We start from the raw sequence: 20,508 nt of genomic DNA, 5'->3' as shown, positions 1-20,508 counted from the left end.
GTTATAATCAAAGCGCTGGCAAAAACACAGGAAAACTGTGTATCAGTTCGTTATCGTTCATTTTGTTCAGGGCAAAAAAAACCTGCGTATCTACGCAGGTCGGTGTAATCAAGAAAAAATCAATTGATGTTCACCCATCAATACCTCTGGGACCCTGACTGTAGCAAGCGGTGCGGCTTTTTTGCCACGACTGAAACGCAACAGATGCCTGCAAAATGTAACCAGCCATGAGATCCTTACGCTTTTGTGCAAACGGCATGTTTTTTAATGTCAACCAGGCAACTCATGGCATTGGGCCCCTGCGTCAGGGATGATGTGCCGATATCCAGGGTTAACACGTTCGGGTTACCTGCACGGTCATAGGGCTGCCACGCTTTGCCAAAGCCGGGATCAAACCAGGCGCCGGTGGCAATGATCACCACGCCCTGCTTCAGCCCTTCCGTTAACCGCACGCCAGCCAGTATTTTACCGCGCGCATTACTGACCTCAATCGCATCGCCGTCCTCGATATCACGCGCCGCTGCATCCGCCGGATGCATATACAGGGTTTCATGCCCGGCGGTTTTGTTGCCCTGAACGCTGGCCGTCGCATCTAACTGGCTGTGTAGCCGGTCCGATGGCTGAATGGAGATCATGTGAAGCGGATAATCACGGCTGGCTGCCGCGCCCAGCCATTCCTGAGGCTCACGCCATTCCGGATGTCCGGCCATATCCTCCAGTTGGTAATCCGCGATGGTCTGACAGAACAGCTCAATTTTACCGCTGGCGGTCTGGATCGGGTTGGCCTCGGGATCGGCGCGGAAATCTTCCATAAAGATGTAGGGCTTGCCGCCTTCGGGAATCTCCACAAAGCCACGCTGCCAGAACTCAGCGAACTCAGGGAAAGGAATGCCACGACGGCCGTGCGCCACCGCACATTGCTGGTAGAGATGTTCTATCCACTGCATCTCGTTGCGCCCTTCGGTGAAGGTATCGCGATAGCCTAAGCGTTCCGCCAGATCGGCAAAAATATCAAAGTCATTGCGCGCCTGATGCTGCGGCTTAATCGCCTGATGCATCGCCAGCACAAAACGGTCACGCGATGAACCGCCGATATCATTGCGCTCCAGCGTGGTGGTCGCGGGCAGTACGATATCGGCCATCTGTGCAGCAGCCGTCCAGACAATATCCTGAACCACCACGGTATCGGGCTTCTGCCAGCCTTCCACCAGCCGGTTAAGCTGTTGATGATGGTGGAACGGATTGCCGCCCGCCCAGTGCACCATATGAATGTCCGGATAGTGCAGAGTGTCGCCCTGGAAACCGTAAGGCTGGCCGGGGTTAAGCAGCATGTCGCTGATGCGCGCCACCGGAATGGACAGACCCGATGGATTCGGCCCGGTACTCATCATCGGCGCGGGGCCTTCCTGACGCGGATTGCCTACGCTGTTCATTGAGCCGTGCCCAAACGAGAAGCCCGCGCCCGGCAAGCCCGGCTGCCCGAGCATGGAAGAGAGCGCGATCATCATCCAGTAAGGCTGTTCGCCACGGTGGGCGCGCTGGACGGAATAGGAGCAGGTGATAAAACTGCGTTTGCCGATCAGCTGCTGGGCCAGTTGCACAATGCGATCCGCCGGGATATCGGTGATCTTACTTGCCCAGCCGGCAGTTTTGGCGATGCCGTCGCTTTCGCCCAGCAGGTAGGCACGCAGTTGTGGCCAGCCGGTGCAGTGCCGGGAAAGAAACGCCTCGTCGGTCGCGCCACGCTGATAAATTTCATAGCCCAGAGCCAGCATCAACGCCACATCGGTATTGGGCCGGATCGGAATCCACTCTGCATTGACGAACGCAGGACAGTCATCGCGCATCGGGCTGATGTTAATCACCGGCGTGCCTTTCGCCGCCAGCTGCTCCAGCGCCGGTTTCAGGCTGTGCTGGCCTGCGCCGCCGGATGCGATTTGCGCGTTTTTCAGCGCCAGCCCACCAAAGGCGACAAACACTTCCGCATGTTCCACCACCTGCGGCCAGTCGGTGACGCGCCCGGTCAGCGGCATGTAGGTGCCCATCACGTAGGGCAGGAAAAACTGCGCGGCGCCCCAGCTGTAGTTGCCTTGCTGATCGACCCCGCCGCCGCCCTGGAAATAGAAGCGGCGCACCAGCGTACGCGCATGGTTAACCCGTCCTGCCGATGACCAGCCGTAAGAGCCGTTAAAAATGCCCGACGCACCGTAACGTTCGCGAATGCGGCGATTTTCCTCTGCCACCAGATCCAGTGCGGTATCCCAGTCAACGGCAACAAAATCTTCGCGTCCGCGCAGCGTGCGGTCGCTGTTTTCGCGGGATTTCAGCCATGAGCGGCGCACCATCGGCTGGCGAATGCGCTTGTCTGAATAAACCAGTTCAGGAATGGTGTTGAGCATCGGCGAGGGATCGGCGTCAGCAAAAAAAGGTTCACAGCCGATAAGACGGTCATTTTCGCTTACCGCAGTGAAGGCGCCCCAGTGCGCCAGATGTGGCACTTTTATTTTCATGGTCATCGCTTTGGCAGGTGTTGGGATAAGCAGCATAGCATGGGCCAGGCACCTGGCAGAAGGCATCACCAACCGTCTGATTTTACCCTGTTTGCGACAGCGCTGGCATTCTGTTGTCTTGATGTGCGCCCGCTTTTCCGTAACACTGGTGCGATGTGTAAACGTTTCCCCAAAATCAGGTAAACGCATGGCTACCATTAAGGATGTTGCCCGGTTGGCGGGTGTTTCTGTCGCCACGGTTTCCCGCGTGATCAATAATTCACCTAAAGCCAGTGACAGTTCGCGTCAGGCTGTCAGTCAGGCCATGGAATCGCTGCAGTATCATCCAAACGCCAATGCACGGGCGCTGGCCCAGCAGTCAACCGAAACCCTGGGGCTGGTGGTCGGCGATGTTTCCGATCCTTTTTTCGGCGCGATGGTTAAAGCCGTTGATGAGGTGGCAGGCCAGACAGGTAACTTTTTGCTGATTGGTAACGGTTACCATAATGAGCAAAAAGAGCGCCAGGCGATTGAACAACTGATGCGGCATCGCTGCGCGGCGCTGGTGGTTCACGCCAAAAAAATCCCCGACAGCGAGCTGGAAGTGTTGATGAAGCAAATGCCGGGCATGGTGTTACTGAACCGGCTGCTGAAAGGGTTTGAAAAGCGCTGTATCGCGCTCGATGACCGCTACGGTGCCTGGCTCGCCACGCGCCATCTGATTCAACTGGGCCACCAGAATATTGCCTTTATCTGCTCCACCCATACCATTTCCGATGCCGAAGATCGCCTGCAGGGTTATTACGATGCGCTGCAGGAGCATGGTCTGCCCTGCAATGACAGGCTGGTCGCCTGGGGCGAACCGGACGAAGTCGGCGGTGAACAGGCCATGACCGAACTGTTGGGACGGGGTAAAAACTTCACCGCCGTGGCCTGCTACAACGACTCCATGGCAGCCGGTGCGCTGGCGGTGCTGAGTGATAACGGCGTGCAGGTGCCGGAAGAGATGTCACTGATCGGCTTTGATGACGTACTGGTTTCCCGCTACGTTCGCCCGCGTTTAACCACCGTGCGTTACCCGATTGTCACGATGGCCCAGCAGGCCGCCGAACTGGCCCTGGCGCTGGCGCATCAACAGCCGCTGCCCGAAGTGACCAATATGTTCAGCCCTACGCTGGTACGTCGCCATTCGGTTGGTGGCCCGATTACCTCATCCTGATTTCACCTTTAGCATGCCGCGCGCTCAGCGCGGCATTTAACCCACACGGAGCGCGCCACCCCCGTGCTCACAGTGCTTTTCCCGTCATCCTCTTTCAGCCGTTGCGTTCTGTGGACTCAGCCAGGGCATTGGTGTTGCCGCAAGGCGGCGACGAAAAGGTCAATGCACAGCATCTTTCGGCGTGACGACACTGGCACGGTTCCCTGCGAGTCAATGGCAAAAAAGAACGATAAACAGAGTTAAGCCATTTTGTGGCGTAAGCAAATTAGCGCGCAGAGAAAGGCGATCCTGGGCCGTTTTTTTTCCGGCGCTGGTTTTATCTCCTTGTTCACGGCTTCTTTGCTTCAGGTCAAAAACAAGCCAATTAATTCGCTGCAATTACTACATGTTGAGCCTAAAATCCAAAAACACACCTATATGTAGTTAATGGAGAGAAAATGGCAACGGTGGTGGTGAAGCGCGACGGATGCCGCGTAGGCTTTGACGCACAGCGTATCGCTGCAGCGGTGGCGGCCGCGGCACGGGCAGCAAATGTGGAAGATGCACCCTGGTGCGCCACGGTGGCCGATCGGGTCAGTACCCAACTGGCCGATCGCGAGGAAGTGGATATTGGTGATATCCAGTATGCGGTGGAAGAAACGTTGATGGCGGGGCCTTATCCTCAGCTGGCACGCGCCTATATTGAGTATCGTCACGATCGCGACGTAGAGCGCGAACGCCGCAGCCAACTGCATCACGCCATTCGCGGTCTGGTGGATCAGACCAACGCCGCCCTGCTGCATGAAAATGCCAATAAAGACAGCAAAGTGATCCCGACGCAGCGCGATCTGCTGGCCGGGATCGTGGCAAAACACTACGCCCAGCAGCAGATCCTGCCGCGAGATGTTGTGCAGGCGCATGAGCGCGGCGAGATCCACTATCACGATCTCGACTATTCGCCCTTCTTTCCCATGTTTAACTGCATGCTGATCGATCTGCAAGGCATGCTGACCAACGGCTTTAAAATGGGGAATGCCGAGATCGAGCCGCCAAAATCCATTGCCACCGCAACGGCCGTTACGGCGCAGATTATTGCTCAGGTCGCCAGCCATATTTATGGCGGTACCACCCTGAATCGCATCGATGAAGTGTTGGCACCCTATGTGGAAAAGAGCTTCGCTAAGCACCTTGCCGTGGCTCAGAACTGGCACATTCCTCAGGCGGAAGCCTATGCCCACGAGCGCACTGAAAAAGAGTGCTATGACGCTTTTCAGTCGCTGGAATACGAGGTGAACACGTTACATACGGCAAATGGCCAAACGCCGTTTGTAACCTTTGGTTTTGGCCTGGGCACCAGTTGGGCAGCACGGCTGGTTCAGACCGCCATTCTGCGTAACCGCCTGGCTGGGCTGGGTAAAAACCACAAAACCGCCGTGTTTCCTAAACTGGTGTTTACGATTCGTGAAGGCATTAACCGCCGTGCGGACGATATTAACTACGATATCAAGCAACTGGCACTGATCTGTGCCAGCAAGCGCATGTACCCCGATATTCTTAATTACGAGCAGGTCGTTAAGGTCACTGGCTCCTTTAAAACCCCGATGGGCTGCCGCAGCTTCCTGGGCGTTTATGAAGAAAACGGCGAGCAGATTCATGAAGGCCGCAACAACATCGGTGTCATCAGCCTGAATTTACCGCGCATTGCACTGGAAGCCGCTGGCGACGAAACCCGTTTCTGGGCGCTGCTGGATGAGCGGCTGGCGCTGGCAAAACGGGCACTCATGACGCGCGTCGCCCGGTTGGAAAAAACCAAAGCCCGCGTTGCGCCGATCCTCTATATGGAAGGAGCCTGCGGCGTCCGGCTCAATGCCGATGAAGAGATTGGCCCGATTTTTCGTAACGGTCGCGCCTCGCTGTCGCTGGGCTACATCGGTTTGCATGAAACCCTGAACGCCCTGAGTGGCGCAAAACAGCATCCTTTCGATGATGCGACACTGCGTGCCAAAGGTGTTGCCATTGTGGCACGGATGCGCGCCGCGACGGACGCCTGGAAAGATGAAACCGGCTATGGCTTCAGCCTTTACAGCACGCCCAGTGAAAACCTGTGTGACCGTTTCTGCCGTCTGGATGCCGCACAGTTCGGGGTGGTAAACGGCGTTACCGATAAAGGCTACTACACCAACAGCTTTCATCTGGACGTCGAGAAGAAGGTGAATCCTTACGATAAGATCGATTTTGAAGCGCCCTATCCTTCGTTGGCTAACGGCGGGTTTATCTGTTACGGCGAATATCCCAACGTGCAGCACAACCTGAAAGCGCTGGAAGACGTTTGGGATTACAGCTACGACCGGGTGCCTTACTACGGTACTAATACGCCTATTGACGAGTGCTACGATTGCGGTTTTAACGGTGAATTTACCTGCACCAGCCGTGGCTTTACCTGTCCCAACTGTGGCAATCACGATCCTGCGCGGGTTTCGGTTACGCGGCGCGTGTGTGGTTACCTGGGAAGCCCGGATGCCCGTCCGTTCAACGCTGGTAAACAGCAGGAGGTTCAGCGTCGGGTGAAACACCTTGATAGCGGACCGCTGGGATGATGCGCATCCATCGCTACTATGATGTCGATATTGTTAACGGCCCCGGCACACGCTGTACGCTGTTTGTTTCGGGCTGCGAGCACCAGTGCCGTGGCTGTTACAATCAGAGCACCTGGCGGCTGGATTCTGGCGTGCCTTTTACACTGGCGATGGAAGAGCAGCTACTGGCTGACTTGAAAGATACGCGCATCCCGCGTCAGGGTTTATCGCTGAGCGGCGGCGATCCGCTGCATCCCCACAATGTGCCGCATATCCGTCGCCTGGTGAAACGGGTCAAACAGGAGTGTGCAGGCAAAGACATCTGGTTGTGGACCGGCTATGAGATGCAGACGCTCAGCCCGGCGCAGCGGGCAATCCTGCCCTGGATAGACGTCATGATTGACGGGCGGTTTGAAGCGGCAGAGAAAGATGCCACGCTTCTGTGGCGTGGCAGCCGCAATCAGCAAATCTGGTACTTACGCTGACGCACGCGGGATATCACCCGACGCGATCAGCGTGAACCCGGATTTTTCCTCAGCAAACGCCTGGTGATGCAGGCAGCGCGCTACATCCTGGGCCGAGACGGCGCGCCAGTTGCCTGGCAGCCAGGCGAACAGCGGGGCCATCAGGCTTTCCCCACGGCGTTTATCTTTTCGCTCACCCAGCAACAGTGAAGGCCGGACCACCGTCAGGTGCGGCCAGTCCTGATGGCGCAACGCATTTTCCATCTCACCCTTAACGCGATTGTATAAAAAAGGGGAATGACGATTTGCGCCGTGCGCGCTGACCACCAGCATCTGTCTGGCGCCCAGACGTAAACCGTTCAACGCAGTATCCACCACCAGCGTGTAATCTACGTGAATAAATGTCTGTTTACTGCCCGCCTGTTTGCGGGTCGTGCCCAGACAGCAAAATACCGTCGTCAAGGGTGTGTCCAGCGGGCGCAGGACATCGGTTAGATCGGCTTCAACGGGATTGATCACTTTATTCATCGCCGGCAGCGCACGGCGAGTCGGCGCAATAATTTCATCAACGCGCGGGTCATCGATCAGTAAACGCAGCAGGTGCGATCCCACTAACCCGGTTGCGCCCGTCAGTAATATACGATTCATCTCGGAATATTCCCTGTTTCGCCGCCAGCCGTGCAAAATCTGGCCAATGTGAGCCGCCTGGCTTGCGTTCTCAGAATCGACAACCAGACTTAACAGGTAATCAGGATAGCGCAGTATGCGCCTAACATGCCTAAAGGAGGGTAAAGATGAGCACCAAAATTGCGGTTCTGATCACCGATGAATTTGAAGACTCTGAGTTTACCTCGCCAGCCGAGATCTACAAACGCGCAGGCTATGAAGTGGTAACGATTGAGGAGCAAGCGGGCAAAACCGTGAAAGGCAAACAGGGTGAGGCTGAAGTCACGATCGATCGCAGCATCGACGAAGTGAGTCCGGCAGAATTTGATGCCCTGCTGTTGCCAGGCGGACACTCACCGGATGCATTGCGCGGTGATGATCGCTTTGTTGCCTTTACCAAAGAATTTGTGGCGAGCGGCAAACCCATTTTTGCTATTTGCCACGGGCCACAACTGTTGATTAGTGCGAATGGTGTGCGCGGTCGTAAAATAACCAGCGTAAAAGCCATTGCCATTGACCTGATCAATGCCGGTGCCGACTTCCGCGACGAGGAAGTGGTGGTTGACAGTGACAAACTGGTCACCAGCCGCACGCCTGCGGACCTGCCCGCGTTTAACCGTGAATCCCTGCGTATTCTGCAGGCGCTGTAACGGCCTTACGCCCTTTTCCGCCAGGAAGGGGGCGCTTTATTTACGCCCCACGTTGCCAGACAATTTTTTTACCAAATCCCAATGCATTGTCCGTCATTTTCAGCTCATCCAGCGTAATTTCCCATAAGGGCGCGGCGACCTTGCGCGAGACCGGAAAACGCCGTTGATAGGCGGTGCGCGCTTCCGTTGCTTCTTCGTCGCTGAGCTGCCTGATCTGACCACGATACTGCACGCCCTTTATCAGCAATACCGTCTTCGGTTGTCCATTGATGGTGCCCGCTACGCTGTGGTGTTTTATCGCCAGCAGGCCGTGACGTGTATCTGACTCGGTCATCAGCCAGAATACCATGCGTGACTCATCAAACACGTAGTAGCAGTTTGCACACCACAAATCGTTGTCGGCACAGCAGCATAATGAAAGCACATGCTGCTTTTTCAGGTAACGAACAAGATGGGAAAGATCAGACACAATCAACTCCGGTAAGGGCGATGGATAGCGCACCGCAAGGAAGCACGGTACACTGCCGGGCAGGCATTTCTGGGACAGATTATGAGTCAGCACTGGCAACTTTACCTGATACAAACAGCCGCAGGCAGCCTGTATACCGGCATCACGACTGACGTCACGCGCCGCCTTGGGCAGCATGAGCAGGGTCGCGGTGCCCGAGCCTTGCGCGGTAAAGGCCCGTTAACGCTGGTTTATGCCTGCGCGGCGGGTGACCGCGCGCAGGCTTCCGTGCTGGAATATCAGGTTAAGCAACTGACCCGTCAACGAAAACTGCAGCTGGTTGCCGAGCAACCCACTCGCCTTGAAGTGTGGCTTAGCTCAGCCGATTAAAGGGCGCGGAATACTCAATACGTCCTTCAGCGCCGTCAAACGCGTTGTCCGCCAGACGATAAACCTGGAAGGCCGCTTCGCTGCCCGGCCAGCGGCAGTGCAAACCGTGCCGGGCCGCAGGTTCGAAGCCCAGATGGTGATACAGTGCGGGGTCGCCCAGCACCACAACCGCACTGTAGCCAAACTCATTCAGCGTATCCAGACCTTCATAAACCAGTTGTTTCGCGATGCCCTGTCCACGCAGGCTTTCATCCACGGCCAGCGGGGCCAGCCCGACCCAATTGCGATCTTCGCCCTGCATGGTGACCGGGCTAAACGCGGCATAACCCAGCACCTGACCTTCATCGTCAGTCGCGACCACGCCCAACGTTAACAGGCCGTCTTCGCGCAGGGCCTGAGTGAGCTCAGCTTCAGCTGATGTGGGAAAGCAACGTCGCAGTAATGCATCGATACCGGCGGCATCCACGCCAATTTCTGTGCGTATTAACATGAGCCACCCGCGCGTGCCTGTGCGGCTTTCGCGTCCTGTTGCATTGTTGTCTCCACGATTGCAGCCATCTGCTGAATGGCGGTACGTAACCCCTTGGGCATGGTGTCGAGTTCAATTGCATCCATTACGTTCTTAACCTCCAGTCCCAGTTCCGTATCCCCTTCAATCAGCAGTCGTCGCTGAAAGAAAAGCATATCTGGATCCGCTTTGCGTGCTGCTACCAGCAACAAATCATTGGCGTTGCCCCGGAACCAGACATCTGCTTCGGCATTCTGCAACACCCTCAGTCGACCGCCTTCCAGCGTGGTGATCCACGTGAGATTAACATCGCTAATCTCAATACCCAAAAAGCGTCCCTGAAGGAAGTCTAACTCACCTTCGGCTAAAACATGACGAAATTGCCAGTTTAAGAGTTGTTGCAAGAGCCGCTGCTTCAACGTGAACGGGGCGAATGTTACAGGTAAGCTGAGGATTTTATGGCCATTTTTCACTAAACTGGCAGATAACCGCTGGAACACGCTTTGCACTCCCGTCAAAAAAATTTTAGCTATATTGCCACAGACAGCGGTTCTCGCCGCTGGTGAGATCAATAAAACCCGCCGCTGAAGGGTTAAAAAAATGCCAGGCTATCTCATCAATGACGGTTTCACTGCCCCAAATCAACATTTCCCCGAAGCGCCATGACTAGACTCGTGCTCCATCTGCATGTCGAGAGGATTGAGTATGGAGTTGCTGTGTCCGGCCGGGAACCTGCCTGCAATACGCACCGCCGTTGAGAATGGTGCCGATGCGGTTTATGTCGGGCTGAAAGATGACACCAATGCGCGTCACTTCGCCGGGTTAAACTTTACTGATAAGAAGCTGCTTGAGGCGGCACATTATCTCCATCAGCATCGTCGTAAGCTGCACGTGGCGATCAATACCTTTGCACATCCCGATGGCATGCATCGCTGGCAGCGGGCCATTGACGTGGCGGCTGACAGCGGCGCGGACGCGCTGATTCTGGCCGATATGGCGACGCTGGAATATGCCACCGCACGCTATCCACATGTTGAACGCCATCTGTCAGTACAGGCTTCCGCCACTAACCTTGAAGCCATTCGTTTTTACCATCGCCATTTTCATTTGCACCGTGTGGTGCTGCCGCGCGTTCTGTCGATTCATCAGGTAAAACAGCTGGCGCGCAGTACCCCTGTTCCGCTGGAGGTCTTTGCCTTTGGCAGCCTGTGTATCATGGCGGAGGGCCGCTGCTATCTCTCCTCCTGGCTAACGGGTGAATCCCCGAACAGTAAAGGTGCCTGCTCACCCGCGAAGTTTGTGCGCTGGCAACAGACGCCAGCCGGCATGGAGGCACGTCTCAATGAGGTGCTGATCGATCGTTATGACGCGGAGGAGAGCGCGGGCTATCCCACGCTGTGCAAAGGCCGCTATCAGGTCGACGACCAGCGCTACCATGTGCTGGAAGAACCCACCAGTCTGAACACGCTTGAACTGTTGCCAGCGTTGCTACGGGCAGGCATTGCCTCGGTGAAAATTGAGGGGCGCCAGCGCAGCCCTGCCTATGTTTCCGATGTGGCCCGCGTCTGGCGTCAGGCGATCGATCGTTGTAAAGCCGAGCCGGATAACTTTGACGTGGCGCAGCAGTGGATGCAGACGCTGGGCGCGCTGTCTGAGGGCTCGCAAACCACGTTAGGCGCTTATCATCGTGACTGGCAGTAAGGAAAAACCATGAAATACGCCCTTGGGCCAGTGCTGTGGTACTGGCCAACCGCCACGCTGGAACACTTTTATCAACTCGCCGCCAGCAGCAGCGCCGATATCATCTATCTTGGGGAAACGGTCTGCAGCAAGCGGCGTGCGACGCCCTTTGCTGCCTGGATGGGCCTGGCGCGTGAGCTGTCAGCCAGTGGTAAGCAGGTGGTCATCAGTACCCTGGCTTTGCTGCAATCCCCTTCTGAGCTCAAAGAGCTGCAGCGCTATGTTGAAAATGGCGAGTTTATTATTGAGGCCAACGACGTTGGCACCGTCAACATGGCAGCCGAACGCAAGCTGCCCTTTGTCGCGGGCCCCACGCTGAATGTGTATAACGCTGATACGCTGCAGCTTCTGGTGAAAGAGGGAATGACGCGCTGGTGTTTGCCGGTTGAAATGCCACGCGACTGGCTGGTGCAACTGCTACAGCAGTGCGAAACCAAAGGCATACGCCAGCAGTTCGAGGTGGAAGTGCTGGGCTATGGCCATCTGCCACTGGCGCTGTCGGCTCGCTGCTTTACGGCTCGCTCGGAGAATCGCGCCAAAGATGACTGCGAAACCTGCTGCATTCATTACCCTAACGGACGCAAGGTCCTGTCGCAGGAGCAACAGCAGGTCTTCGTCTTAAACGGTATCCAGACCATGAGCGGTTACTGCTATAACCTGGGGAACGATCTGGTTGGCATGCGCAACTGGGTGGATATCGTGCGGCTGTCGCCTCAGGACACGCAAACCTTAAGTCTTATTGACCGTTTTCGCCAAAACGAGGAAGGCCAGGCACCGCTGGATCTGGAGAAAAATCGGGATTGTAACGGCTACTGGCGCAAGCTGGCGGGGATGGTTTTACTGACCACCGACTGAAAGGCACATACAGGCAACATACTGAGAGTGTAAAAAGTTTTAATATGGCGGATGTTACGCAATACTTGATGGTGCAGGGTCTGACACCTGCGCTATACACTCTGGAGTACCCATGTCTGATAAAAAAAACGTTCGCCTTTCCGTTCTGGATCTTGCCCCTGTTCCGCAGGGCGCGACGCCACGTGATGCTTTCCATAATTCACTCGCGTTGGCGCGTCAGGCAGAAAAACTGGGGTTTGAACGTTACTGGCTCGCCGAGCACCACAATATGACTGGCATTGCCAGTGCGGCCACCGCCGTGCTGATTGGCTATCTGGCCGCCAACACCACCACGCTGCGTCTGGGTTCTGGTGGCATTATGTTGCCCAATCACTCACCGCTGATGATTGCAGAGCAGTTTGGTACCCTGGCTTCGCTGTATCCCGATCGTATCGATCTGGGATTAGGCCGTGCACCGGGTTCGGACCAGCGCACGATGCTGGCACTGCGTCGTCATCTGTCTGGCATTCATGCCGATACCTTCCCGGACGATGTTGCCGAGCTGATCGACTGGTTTGATGCGGAAGCAGGTGCGCAGCCGCCGGTGCAGCCGGTTCCCGGCTTAGGAATGAAAATTCCGGTGTGGCTGTTAGGTTCCAGCCTTTATAGCGCTCAGCTCTCGGCCAAAATGGGACTGCCGTTTGCCTTTGCCTCACACTTTGCGCCGGACCAGCTGTTCCAGGCCCTGCACGTCTATCGTGAGAACTTCAAGCCTTCCGCGCGCCTTGCCGAGCCGTACGCCACGGTGTGCATAAACATTGTTGCCGCTGACACCGAAAGTGAAGCGCGTTTTCTGTTTACCTCCATGCAGCAGCAATTTATTAACCTGCGTCGTGGTAAACCGGGTCCACTGCCTGCACCGGTACAGAATATGGACAGTCTGTGGTCGCCGTCAGAACAGTATGGCGTGCAGCAGGCGCTGAGCATGTCTCTGGTTGGCGATGTGGATAAGGTACGGCATGGTCTGGCTTCACTGCTGCGTGAAACTCAGGCAAATGAGGTGATGGTTAACGGGCAAATTTACGACAACGAAGCGCGCCTGCATTCGTTTAAGCTGGCCATGGAAGCTGCCAGCAGCCTGTAGCCAGCGGCGGTGATCCTGTGATGGGTCAACGACAAGACAAAAAAAGGAAGCCCGTAGGCTTCCCTTTTTATTACACCGAATAAGCTCGCTTACGCGTCACGACGACGTGGTGCAGCAGCACCGTCTTCACGACGTGGACCACGACCGCCTTCACGATTGAAAGGGCGTGCACCATCACGACCGCCTTCACGGCGCTCAGAAGAGAAGCGACGCGGGCCCTGACCTTCAGGACGCGCAGCACCGCCACGACGCTCGCCAGCACCGGCACCCGGACGACGTTCGCCACGGCCACCTTCATGCGGCTGAGCATCACCCAGTAACTGCATATTCATCGGCTTGTTCAGAATACGTGTACGGGTAAAGTGCTGCAGCACATCGCCAGGCATGCCTTTCGGCAGCTCGATGGTAGAGTGCGTACCGAACAGTTTGATGTTACCGATGTAACGGCTGCTGATATCGCCTTCGTTAGCAATAGCGCCCACGATATGACGAACTTCAACACCGTCATCACGACCCACTTCAATACGGTACAGCTGCATATCGCCAACGTCACGACGCTCGCGACGTGGACGGTCGCCGCCCTCACGGTTTTCGCGTGGGCCACGTGCTTCACGTGAATCACGGCTCTCACGACGATCGTCACGCTCACGGAATTCACGACGCGCAGGACGTGGTGCATCAGCAGGAACGATCAGCGGACGCTCACCCTGTGCCATTTTCAGCAGAGCCGCAGCCAGGGTTTCGATATCCAGCTCTTCTTCAGGCTGCATCTTAGCCAGCAGCGCACGGTACTGCTCCAGATCGCTGCTTTCCAGTTGCTGCTGAACTTTCGCAGCAAACTTAGCCAGACGACGCTGACCCAGCAGTTCTGCATTTGGCAGCTCAACTTCTGGAATAGTCAGCTTCATGGTGCGTTCGATATTACGCAGCAGACGACGCTCGCGGTTCTCTACGAACAGCAGTGCGCGACCGGCACGACCTGCACGACCGGTACGGCCGATACGGTGAACGTATGATTCTGAGTCCATCGGAATATCGTAGTTAACAACCAGGCTGATACGCTCAACGTCCAGGCCACGGGCCGCAACGTCGGTAGCAATCAGGATATCCAGACGACCATCTTTCAGGCGCTCCAGCGTCTGCTCGCGCAGTGCCTGGTTCATATCGCCATTAAGTGCCGCACTGTTGTAACCGCTACGCTCCAGCGCTTCAGCGACTTCCAGCGTTGCATTTTTAGTACGTACGAAGATAATCGCCGCATCAAAGTCTTCTGCTTCAAGGAAGCGAACCAGCGCATCAGTTTTACGGCCGTGGGCAGTCCAGTAGCTCTGGCTGATATCCGGGCGCGTTGTCAGACTTGACTGGATGCGAACTTCCTGCGGATCTTTCATGAAACGCTTGGTAATACGACGAATCGCTTCTGGCATAGTGGCAGAGAACAGTGCGGTCTGATGACCTTCTGGGATCTGCGCCATGATAGTTTCAACGTCTTCGATGAAGCCCATGCGTAACATTTCATCTGCTTCGTCCAGAACCAGACCACGCAGATTAGACAAATCTAAGGTGCCACGTTTCAGGTGGTCCAGCAGGCGGCCTGGCGTACCCACGACAACCTGTGGTCCCTGGCGCAGTGCGCGCAGCTGCACGTCATAACGCTGGCCGCCGTAAAGGGCAACCACGTTCAGACCGCGCATATGTTTAGAGAATTCGGTAACAGCTTCAGCAACCTGCACCGCCAGTTCGCGGGTCGGTGCCAGCACCAAAATTTGCGGTGCTTTAACAGTTGGGTCGATGTTATGTAACAGCGGCAGCGAGAACGCTGCGGTTTTACCACTCCCGGTCTGCGCCATACCTAACACGTCACGGCCCGCCAGCAGGTGAGGAATACACTCAGCCTGGATTGGGGATGGCTTTACATAGCCCATGCCATTCAGTGATTCAAGGAGTTCGGCGTTCAGGCCAAGGTCAGCAAAAGTGGTTTGAATATCAGTCATGTAGTACACGTGCCTCGTTGATTGCGGCGGCCAGTCTACATAACTCGTCGTGAAAACTTTCAGTCATTTTCATCAAAAAGTGTGAACCGGCTCAAATTAGAAGTTTTGACGAACAGAAAAGCCTTCATCCCTGAAGATGATGACTTGACAGGTTTTACAGGCAAAAAAGTTCGTCAGCTATTGCTGGTCAGATTCTGATAAATCGTCTTGTGCCTGGCCGAGTTGCGCCAGTTCCAACAATGCGTATCGGTGTTCAACAAAGTTATTAACGTTGTTGGCGACCGCCAGTTTGAACAACGCTTCTGCGTTGTCCTTCTCCCCCAGACTTAGGTAATACTTACCTAAATAGAAGTTGGTTTCACTGAGATGTTCAGCGAGCGAGGTGTTATCCGTTGCGTCCGCCTTGAGACGTTCCATCAGTGTTGCTTCGCTGATGTCGCCAAGGTAGAACTCGACAATATTCCATCCCCATTGGTCCTTGACCGCTTTGTCGTAACGCTGCTTAAGCGCTACTTTCGCTTTGTCTGCATCCATCTTGCTTTCGACAAGGTAGAGCCACAAGCTGCGGAAAGGATCGTTAGGATCGTCTTGATAAAACGCCAGCAGATCATCTTGCGCTAACTTGTATCGACCACCGTAATAGAGGGCGATACCACGATTTAAATGCGCATAGTTGTAAGTTGGATCAAGCTCAAGTACAGAATCAAACGCTTCATAGGCGGCATCAAAGTTGCCCGCCTGCGTTAAGTATATACCAAGATAGTTAAACACCTCTGGCATATCTGGTCTTATAGACAGCGCTTGCGAAAAATCGTTCCGCGCTAATGCCCTAAGACCCAAACTATCATACAACACTCCGCGCTCATATAACAGCTGTGCGCGTTCATCATCGGTAAGGGCTCGACTGGCAAGAATTTGTTCCATGCGAGCCAGAATCACTTCCTGTTGCAGTGTGGGCTGTAAAGGTACTGCAAGAACTTCGTTCTTACGCCAATTGGAGTTGCTGCATCCTGCCAGCGTCAAAGCTGTCGCAACAAAACACCAGCGCAAAAAAGGCTTCATTTCCCACTCCCGAATACAAACATTGGGACAACCATCCTGTTATCCGCCTGCTGTGCACAAGGATTCCCGCCCTCGCGATGACACAAAAGCCTCTCCCTGCCAGGCAAGGAGAGGCAAATCAGGAAAGACTTATTCAGCGTCAGGTGTGCTCTCAGCTGCAACAGCTTCAGGCTTGGTTTCTGTCGCTTCTTTGATGCTCAGACGTACACGGCCCTGGCGATCGACTTCCATCACCTTAACCGGCACTTCCTGACCCATCTGCAGATAGTCAGTCACTTTCTCAACACGCTTGTCTGCGATTTGAGAAATATGCACCAGACCTTCTTTACCGCCGCCGATAGCGACGAAGGCTCCGAAGTCTACGATGCGGGTGACTTTACCGCTATAGACACGGCCCACTTCGATTTCTGCGGTGATTTCTTCGATACGGCGAATAGCTTCTTTCGCTTTCAGACCGTCGGTCGCTGCGATTTTCACGGTACCGTCATCTTCGATTTCGATGGTTGTACCGGTTTCTTCGGTCAGCGCACGGATCACGGAACCGCCTTTACCAATCACATCTTTGATCTTGTCGGAGCTGATCTTGATGGTGTAAATACGTGGCGCGAACTCAGAAATTTCCTGACGCGGGGTGCTGATAGCCTGCTCCATGACGCCCAGAATATGCAGACGTGCACCTTTGGCCTGGTTCAGCGCAACCTGCATGATTTCGCGGGTGATGCCTTCGATTTTAATGTCCATCTGCAGCGCGGTGATACCTTCACGGCTACCGGCGACTTTAAAGTCCATATCGCCCAGGTGGTCTTCGTCACCCAGGATGTCGGACAGGACAACAAACTTGTCGTCTTCTTTTACCAGGCCCATCGCGATACCCGCAACAGATGCCTTGATTGGCACACCGGCATCCATCAGCGCCAGAGAGGCACCACAGACCGAGGCCATAGAAGAAGAACCGTTAGATTCGGTGATTTCAGAAACCACGCGAACGGTATACGGGAAATCTTCGGCTTTTGGCATCACAGCCAGCACGCCGCGTTTCGCCAGACGACCGTGACCAATTTCACGACGCTTAGGCGAACCCACCATACCGGTCTCACCGACAGAGTACGGAGGGAAGTTGTAGTGGAACAGGAAGCTGTCGGTACGTTCGCCCATCAGCTCATCCAGGTTCTGCGCATCGCGGGTCGTACCCAGGGTAGCAGTAACCAGCGCCTGCGTTTCACCACGGGTGAACAGGGCTGAACCGTGAGTACGCGGCAGCACGCCGGTGCGCACGTCCAGACCACGGATCATGTCTTTCTCACGACCATCGATACGTGGCTCGCCGTTCAGAATGCGGGTACGGACAACCGTCTTTTCCAGGCTGTGAACGATGTCGCCGATTTCGGCCGCATCCAGTGATTCATCTTCCGCCAGCAACGCAGCAATGGTTTCGTCTTTAATGACGCCAACCTGAGCATAACGTTCTTGCTTGTCAGTGATACGGTACGCATCGCTGATACGTGTTTCGGCAAGCGCCGCAACGCGTGAAATCAGTGCAGTATTCGCCTGCTCTGGCTGCCAGTCCCAACGCGGTTTGCCCGCTTCGGCGACCAGTGAATTGATGTTTTCAATCACAATCTGCTGTTGATCGTGGCCGAACACCACTGCGCCCAACATTTGTTCTTCAGACAGGATTTCTGCTTCAGATTCCACCATCAGAACGGCGTTCTGCGTACCGGCAACGACCAGATCCAGGCGTGAGGTTTTCAGCTCATCCGCGGTTGGGTTCAGTACGTACTGGTCATTGATATAACCAACGCGCGCTGCACCGATTGGGCCGTTGAACGGAAGGCCTGACAGCGCCAGCGCTGCAGAGGCACCGATCATGGCAACGATGTCTGGGTGAACCTGTGGGTTTACCGACACAACCGTGGCGATAACCTGCACTTCGTTAACGAAACCTTCCGGGAACAGTGGACGCACAGGACGGTCGATCAGACGTGAAATCAGGGTTTCGCCTTCGCTTGGACGACCTTCACGACGGAAGAAGCTGCCTGGGATACGACCAGCAGCGTAAGTACGCTCCTGATAGTTCACGGTCAGTGGGAAAAAGTCCTGGCCTGGTTTGGCTTTTTTCTGACCAACCACGGTGACAAATACTGCGGTATCGTCCATGCTCACCATAACAGCGGCAGTCGCCTGGCGAGCCATCATGCCGGTTTCCAGCGTGACGGTATGTTGACCATATTGGAATTTGCGTACGATCGGATTAAGCAAAATCAAAGTCCTTAACATCGGGGCAGTGCTATATTGAGCCTGCCATTGATTACCGATCCTCGTTGCATCCTCGCGACTAATGACAACCCTTAACCGCCCCTGCGGTAAAAGCCTCTCATTAGCCGCGCGAACCTCTGCAAACAAAGATCACACCCAACAACAATACATGAGTTTGCTCAGGATTGCTGCGCATTGCTCGAAAAAAGGGGCCATAAAGGCCCCCTTTTCATGAAACTCGCACAAATCTGATCGCCAGTCGGGTTTTTAGCACACGTGAGTGGCATCCCTGACGACCCGATTTTAAGACTAGCGACGCAGACCGAGACTTTCGATCAGGCTGCTGTAGCGTGCAACGTCTTTACGCTTCAGGTAGTCCAGCAGCTTACGACGCTGAGATACCATGCGCAGCAGACCGCGGCGGCTGTGGTGGTCTTTCTTGTGCTCAGAGAAGTGACCCTGCAGATGGCTGATCTGCGCGGTCAACAGGGCAACCTGAACTTCGGTTGAACCGCTGTCGTTAGCACCACGACCATATTTAGCAACGATCTCTGCTTTAGCTTCTACGCTTAGAGACATAATAAACTCCAGTTAAATGAATGTATGGGCGCCGATCTCTAATTCAGCATCCCGCTTTAAAGCCGCGCCATTCTACTCTTCGCTTCAGGGCAACGCAAATGCCCAACGCGGAAAGCGCACAACTTAATTCTGATACTCAACCACTAAACGTCGGGGAGCAATGCGGCCATCCTCGGCAATTTCTGCCATGCCGATAAATTTGCCCTCTTCACCTTCGGTGACGCGCACGAGGCCCTGAGCCGGTGCCTGACTGGCGTGAACCGGTTGGCCCTGTTTAAAGTATGCGGCCACATCAGAGGACACGTTTACCGCCGGGAAATCTGACGCGGGGCTGTCCATTGGCAAAAGCAGCGGATCAAGATGCTGCGCCAGATCCTCACCCGTCTCGTTAGCGTTGTGCTGTAGCGCCTGCAACTGTTCCAGCGTCACCATTCTCTCAAACGGATAGCGTGCCACCTGCATACGGCGCAGCATGATGACGTGCGCACCGCAGCCCAGCTTCTCGCCCAAATCGTCAATAATGGTGCGGATGTAGGTACCTTTGGAACAGTGGATTTCCAGTTCCAGCTCATCGCCCTGCCAGCGAATAAACTGCAGGTCATAAACGGTAATTGGACGCGGCTCACGCTCAATGGTGATGCCTTCGCGCGCGTATTCGTACAGTTTTCTGCCCTGATGTTTCAATGCAGAAAACATTGACGGCACCTGCATGATATCGCCGCGAAAACCCTCCAGCGCCGTGTCCAGCGCAGCCTGGGTAAAGTCCACCGGACGGGTTTGCACCAGGTTACCGTCAGCATCCGAGGTATCGGTGCGCTCACCCAGACGGGCAATCACGCGATAACGCTTATCGGAGTCCAGCAGATACTGAGAAAATTTGGTGGCTTCGCCCAGGCAGATAGGCAACATGCCGGTTGCCAGCGGATCGAGCGCCCCGGTATGTCCTGCACGGTTAGCGTTAAAAATGCGCTTTACCTTTTGCAGGACATCATTGGATGACATCCCTTGTGGCTTATCCAGCAATAACACGCCATGGACGTCGCGACCGCGACGACGAGGACGACTCATTACGCCTCCTCGTTATCGTCCGTGGACTCAGGACCACGACGCTCAACGTCTTTTTTCACCACGTTGGTGACGAGGTTTGACATGCGCATACCTTCAACCAGCGAGTTGTCGTAGAAGAAGGTCAGCTCCGGCACGATACGCAGGCGCATGGCTTTACCCAACAGCGTGCGGATATAACCAGAGGCTTCTTTTAACGCTTTCAGGCCATTTTGTACGGCTTCTTCATCTTTATCATTGAGGAAGGTGACAAACACTTTGGCGTAAGCGAGGTCACGTGATACCTCAACGCCAGAAACGGTGACCATCATGCCAAGACGTGGATCTTTAATCTCACGCTGCAGGATCATGGCAACCTCTTTTTGCAGCTCTTGCGAGACACGCTGCGGACGGCCAAATTCTTTCGCCATTTTTTATTTCTCCCAAATAATTCGGGAGGCCAGCG

The 20,508-nt window shown here is 55.1% G+C and carries 20 protein-coding genes; 8 read left to right on the top strand and 12 right to left on the bottom strand.

The window, feature by feature from the left end; genetic code table 11:
* Positions 1-236: 236 nt before the first annotated feature.
* On the bottom strand, positions 237-2,510 hold the full coding sequence (locus tag NR177_RS01650; protein ID WP_063881088.1) for a molybdopterin guanine dinucleotide-containing S/N-oxide reductase: 2,274 nt from the start codon (positions 2,508-2,510) through the stop codon (positions 237-239).
* A gap of 187 nt (positions 2,511-2,697) precedes the next feature.
* Here NR177_RS01650 and galR point away from each other — a divergent pair, with 187 nt between their 5' ends.
* From galR to nrdG, 3 genes are all read left to right on the top strand, one after another.
* Positions 2,698-3,708: an HTH-type transcriptional regulator GalR gene (gene galR, locus NR177_RS01645; protein WP_063878175.1), complete on the top strand. Its 1,011-nt coding sequence runs from the start codon at positions 2,698-2,700 to the stop codon at positions 3,706-3,708.
* A 437-nt stretch (positions 3,709-4,145) separates the two neighbouring features.
* Entirely contained in the window at positions 4,146-6,284 is a 2,139-nt protein-coding gene (gene nrdD, locus NR177_RS01640; protein WP_256852156.1) for an anaerobic ribonucleoside-triphosphate reductase, read from the top strand.
* The gene (gene nrdG, locus NR177_RS01635; RefSeq protein WP_109716689.1) at positions 6,281-6,748 is read left to right on the top strand and encodes an anaerobic ribonucleoside-triphosphate reductase-activating protein; all 468 of its coding nucleotides are present in this window, start codon (positions 6,281-6,283) and stop codon (positions 6,746-6,748) included. Before nrdD ends, nrdG begins: the two co-directional genes overlap by 4 nt.
* Here the strand turns inward: nrdG and NR177_RS01630 are convergent.
* Complete coding sequence (locus NR177_RS01630) at positions 6,740-7,375, bottom strand: NAD-dependent epimerase/dehydratase family protein (RefSeq protein ID WP_109716690.1); 636 nt, start codon at positions 7,373-7,375, stop codon at positions 6,740-6,742. The genes nrdG and NR177_RS01630 overlap by 9 nt on opposite strands.
* A gap of 146 nt (positions 7,376-7,521) precedes the next feature.
* On the opposite strand from NR177_RS01630, the gene NR177_RS01625 reads away from it, so the two are divergent.
* On the top strand, positions 7,522-8,043 hold the full coding sequence (locus tag NR177_RS01625) for a type 1 glutamine amidotransferase domain-containing protein (protein ID WP_256852155.1): 522 nt from the start codon (positions 7,522-7,524) through the stop codon (positions 8,041-8,043).
* Between the two features lie 40 nt (positions 8,044-8,083).
* Here NR177_RS01625 and NR177_RS01620 read toward each other — a convergent pair whose 3' ends face one another.
* A complete protein-coding gene (locus NR177_RS01620; protein ID WP_256852154.1) occupies positions 8,084-8,512 on the bottom strand; it encodes a YhbP family protein in 429 nt (142 codons plus the stop codon).
* 81 nt (positions 8,513-8,593) lie between these two features.
* Here NR177_RS01620 and NR177_RS01615 point away from each other — a divergent pair, with 81 nt between their 5' ends.
* On the top strand, positions 8,594-8,881 hold the full coding sequence (locus tag NR177_RS01615) for a GIY-YIG nuclease family protein (RefSeq protein WP_256852153.1): 288 nt from the start codon (positions 8,594-8,596) through the stop codon (positions 8,879-8,881).
* Here NR177_RS01615 and NR177_RS01610 read toward each other — a convergent pair.
* Positions 8,865-9,371 (bottom strand): GNAT family N-acetyltransferase, encoded by a 507-nt coding sequence (locus tag NR177_RS01610; RefSeq protein WP_256852152.1) that lies wholly within the window; start codon positions 9,369-9,371, stop codon positions 8,865-8,867. The genes NR177_RS01615 and NR177_RS01610 overlap by 17 nt on opposite strands.
* Complete coding sequence (locus NR177_RS01605; protein ID WP_256852151.1) at positions 9,365-9,889, bottom strand: SCP2 sterol-binding domain-containing protein; 525 nt, start codon at positions 9,887-9,889, stop codon at positions 9,365-9,367. The genes NR177_RS01610 and NR177_RS01605 overlap by 7 nt, the downstream gene beginning before the upstream one ends.
* Positions 9,890-10,094: 205 nt before the next feature.
* Here NR177_RS01605 and NR177_RS01600 point away from each other — a divergent pair, with 205 nt between their 5' ends.
* From NR177_RS01600 to NR177_RS01590, 3 genes are all read left to right on the top strand, one after another.
* The gene (locus NR177_RS01600; protein WP_256852150.1) at positions 10,095-11,090 is read left to right on the top strand and encodes a peptidase U32 family protein; all 996 of its coding nucleotides are present in this window, start codon (positions 10,095-10,097) and stop codon (positions 11,088-11,090) included.
* A 9-nt stretch (positions 11,091-11,099) separates the two neighbouring features.
* Positions 11,100-11,984 (top strand): U32 family peptidase, encoded by an 885-nt coding sequence (locus NR177_RS01595; RefSeq protein WP_256852149.1) that lies wholly within the window; start codon positions 11,100-11,102, stop codon positions 11,982-11,984.
* Between the two features lie 112 nt (positions 11,985-12,096).
* On the top strand, positions 12,097-13,107 hold the full coding sequence (locus tag NR177_RS01590; RefSeq protein WP_256852148.1) for a luciferase-like monooxygenase: 1,011 nt from the start codon (positions 12,097-12,099) through the stop codon (positions 13,105-13,107).
* Between the two features lie 89 nt (positions 13,108-13,196).
* Here the strand turns inward: NR177_RS01590 and NR177_RS01585 are convergent, their stop codons facing one another.
* From NR177_RS01585 to rbfA, 7 genes are all read right to left on the bottom strand, one after another.
* Positions 13,197-15,101: a DEAD/DEAH family ATP-dependent RNA helicase gene (locus tag NR177_RS01585; RefSeq protein ID WP_063878164.1), complete on the bottom strand. Its 1,905-nt coding sequence runs from the start codon at positions 15,099-15,101 to the stop codon at positions 13,197-13,199.
* Positions 15,094-15,168 (bottom strand): protein YrbN, encoded by a 75-nt coding sequence (gene yrbN, locus NR177_RS23930; protein ID WP_226374622.1) that lies wholly within the window; start codon positions 15,166-15,168, stop codon positions 15,094-15,096. Before yrbN ends, NR177_RS01585 begins: the two co-directional genes overlap by 8 nt.
* A gap of 110 nt (positions 15,169-15,278) precedes the next feature.
* The gene (gene nlpI, locus NR177_RS01580) at positions 15,279-16,163 is read right to left on the bottom strand and encodes a lipoprotein NlpI (protein WP_063878163.1); all 885 of its coding nucleotides are present in this window, start codon (positions 16,161-16,163) and stop codon (positions 15,279-15,281) included.
* Between the two features lie 129 nt (positions 16,164-16,292).
* On the bottom strand, positions 16,293-18,422 hold the full coding sequence (gene pnp, locus NR177_RS01575) for a polyribonucleotide nucleotidyltransferase (RefSeq protein ID WP_096011465.1): 2,130 nt from the start codon (positions 18,420-18,422) through the stop codon (positions 16,293-16,295).
* A gap of 306 nt (positions 18,423-18,728) precedes the next feature.
* Entirely contained in the window at positions 18,729-18,998 is a 270-nt protein-coding gene (rpsO, locus tag NR177_RS01570) for a 30S ribosomal protein S15 (RefSeq protein ID WP_006121766.1), read from the bottom strand.
* Between the two features lie 123 nt (positions 18,999-19,121).
* The gene (gene truB, locus NR177_RS01565) at positions 19,122-20,066 is read right to left on the bottom strand and encodes a tRNA pseudouridine(55) synthase TruB (protein WP_063878161.1); all 945 of its coding nucleotides are present in this window, start codon (positions 20,064-20,066) and stop codon (positions 19,122-19,124) included.
* On the bottom strand, positions 20,066-20,473 hold the full coding sequence (gene rbfA / locus NR177_RS01560) for a 30S ribosome-binding factor RbfA (RefSeq protein ID WP_063878160.1): 408 nt from the start codon (positions 20,471-20,473) through the stop codon (positions 20,066-20,068). Before rbfA ends, truB begins: the two co-directional genes overlap by 1 nt.
* Between the last annotated feature and the right edge of the window lie 35 nt (positions 20,474-20,508).

This window comes from Pantoea sp. Fr+CA_20, assembly GCF_024520835.1.
GTDB lineage: Bacteria > Pseudomonadota > Gammaproteobacteria > Enterobacterales > Enterobacteriaceae > Pantoea > Pantoea allii.
Note: the sequence above shows the minus strand (reverse complement) of the source record. Positions and strands in the feature narration are given on the sequence as shown.

Bases quoted from the DNA above. Each gene is read 5' to 3' on its own strand.
- NR177_RS01650 (WP_063881088.1), bottom strand. From the start codon at position 2,510: ATGAAAATAAAAGTGCCACATCTGGCGCACTGGGGCGCCTTCACTGCG.
- galR (WP_063878175.1), top strand. From the start codon at position 2,698: ATGGCTACCATTAAGGATGTTGCCCGGTTGGCGGGTGTTTCTGTCGCC.
- nrdD (WP_256852156.1), top strand. From the start codon at position 4,146: ATGGCAACGGTGGTGGTGAAGCGCGACGGATGCCGCGTAGGCTTTGAC.
- nrdG (WP_109716689.1), top strand. From the start codon at position 6,281: ATGATGCGCATCCATCGCTACTATGATGTCGATATTGTTAACGGCCCC.
- NR177_RS01630 (WP_109716690.1), bottom strand. From the start codon at position 7,375: ATGAATCGTATATTACTGACGGGCGCAACCGGGTTAGTGGGATCGCAC.
- NR177_RS01625 (WP_256852155.1), top strand. From the start codon at position 7,522: ATGAGCACCAAAATTGCGGTTCTGATCACCGATGAATTTGAAGACTCT.
- NR177_RS01615 (WP_256852153.1), top strand. From the start codon at position 8,594: ATGAGTCAGCACTGGCAACTTTACCTGATACAAACAGCCGCAGGCAGC.
- NR177_RS01610 (WP_256852152.1), bottom strand. From the start codon at position 9,371: ATGTTAATACGCACAGAAATTGGCGTGGATGCCGCCGGTATCGATGCA.
- NR177_RS01600 (WP_256852150.1), top strand. From the start codon at position 10,095: ATGGAGTTGCTGTGTCCGGCCGGGAACCTGCCTGCAATACGCACCGCC.
- NR177_RS01595 (WP_256852149.1), top strand. From the start codon at position 11,100: ATGAAATACGCCCTTGGGCCAGTGCTGTGGTACTGGCCAACCGCCACG.
- NR177_RS01590 (WP_256852148.1), top strand. From the start codon at position 12,097: ATGTCTGATAAAAAAAACGTTCGCCTTTCCGTTCTGGATCTTGCCCCT.
- NR177_RS01585 (WP_063878164.1), bottom strand. From the start codon at position 15,101: ATGACTGATATTCAAACCACTTTTGCTGACCTTGGCCTGAACGCCGAA.
- nlpI (WP_063878163.1), bottom strand. From the start codon at position 16,163: ATGAAGCCTTTTTTGCGCTGGTGTTTTGTTGCGACAGCTTTGACGCTG.
- rpsO (WP_006121766.1), bottom strand. From the start codon at position 18,998: ATGTCTCTAAGCGTAGAAGCTAAAGCAGAGATCGTTGCTAAATATGGT.
- truB (WP_063878161.1), bottom strand. From the start codon at position 20,066: ATGAGTCGTCCTCGTCGTCGCGGTCGCGACGTCCATGGCGTGTTATTG.
- rbfA (WP_063878160.1), bottom strand. From the start codon at position 20,473: ATGGCGAAAGAATTTGGCCGTCCGCAGCGTGTCTCGCAAGAGCTGCAA.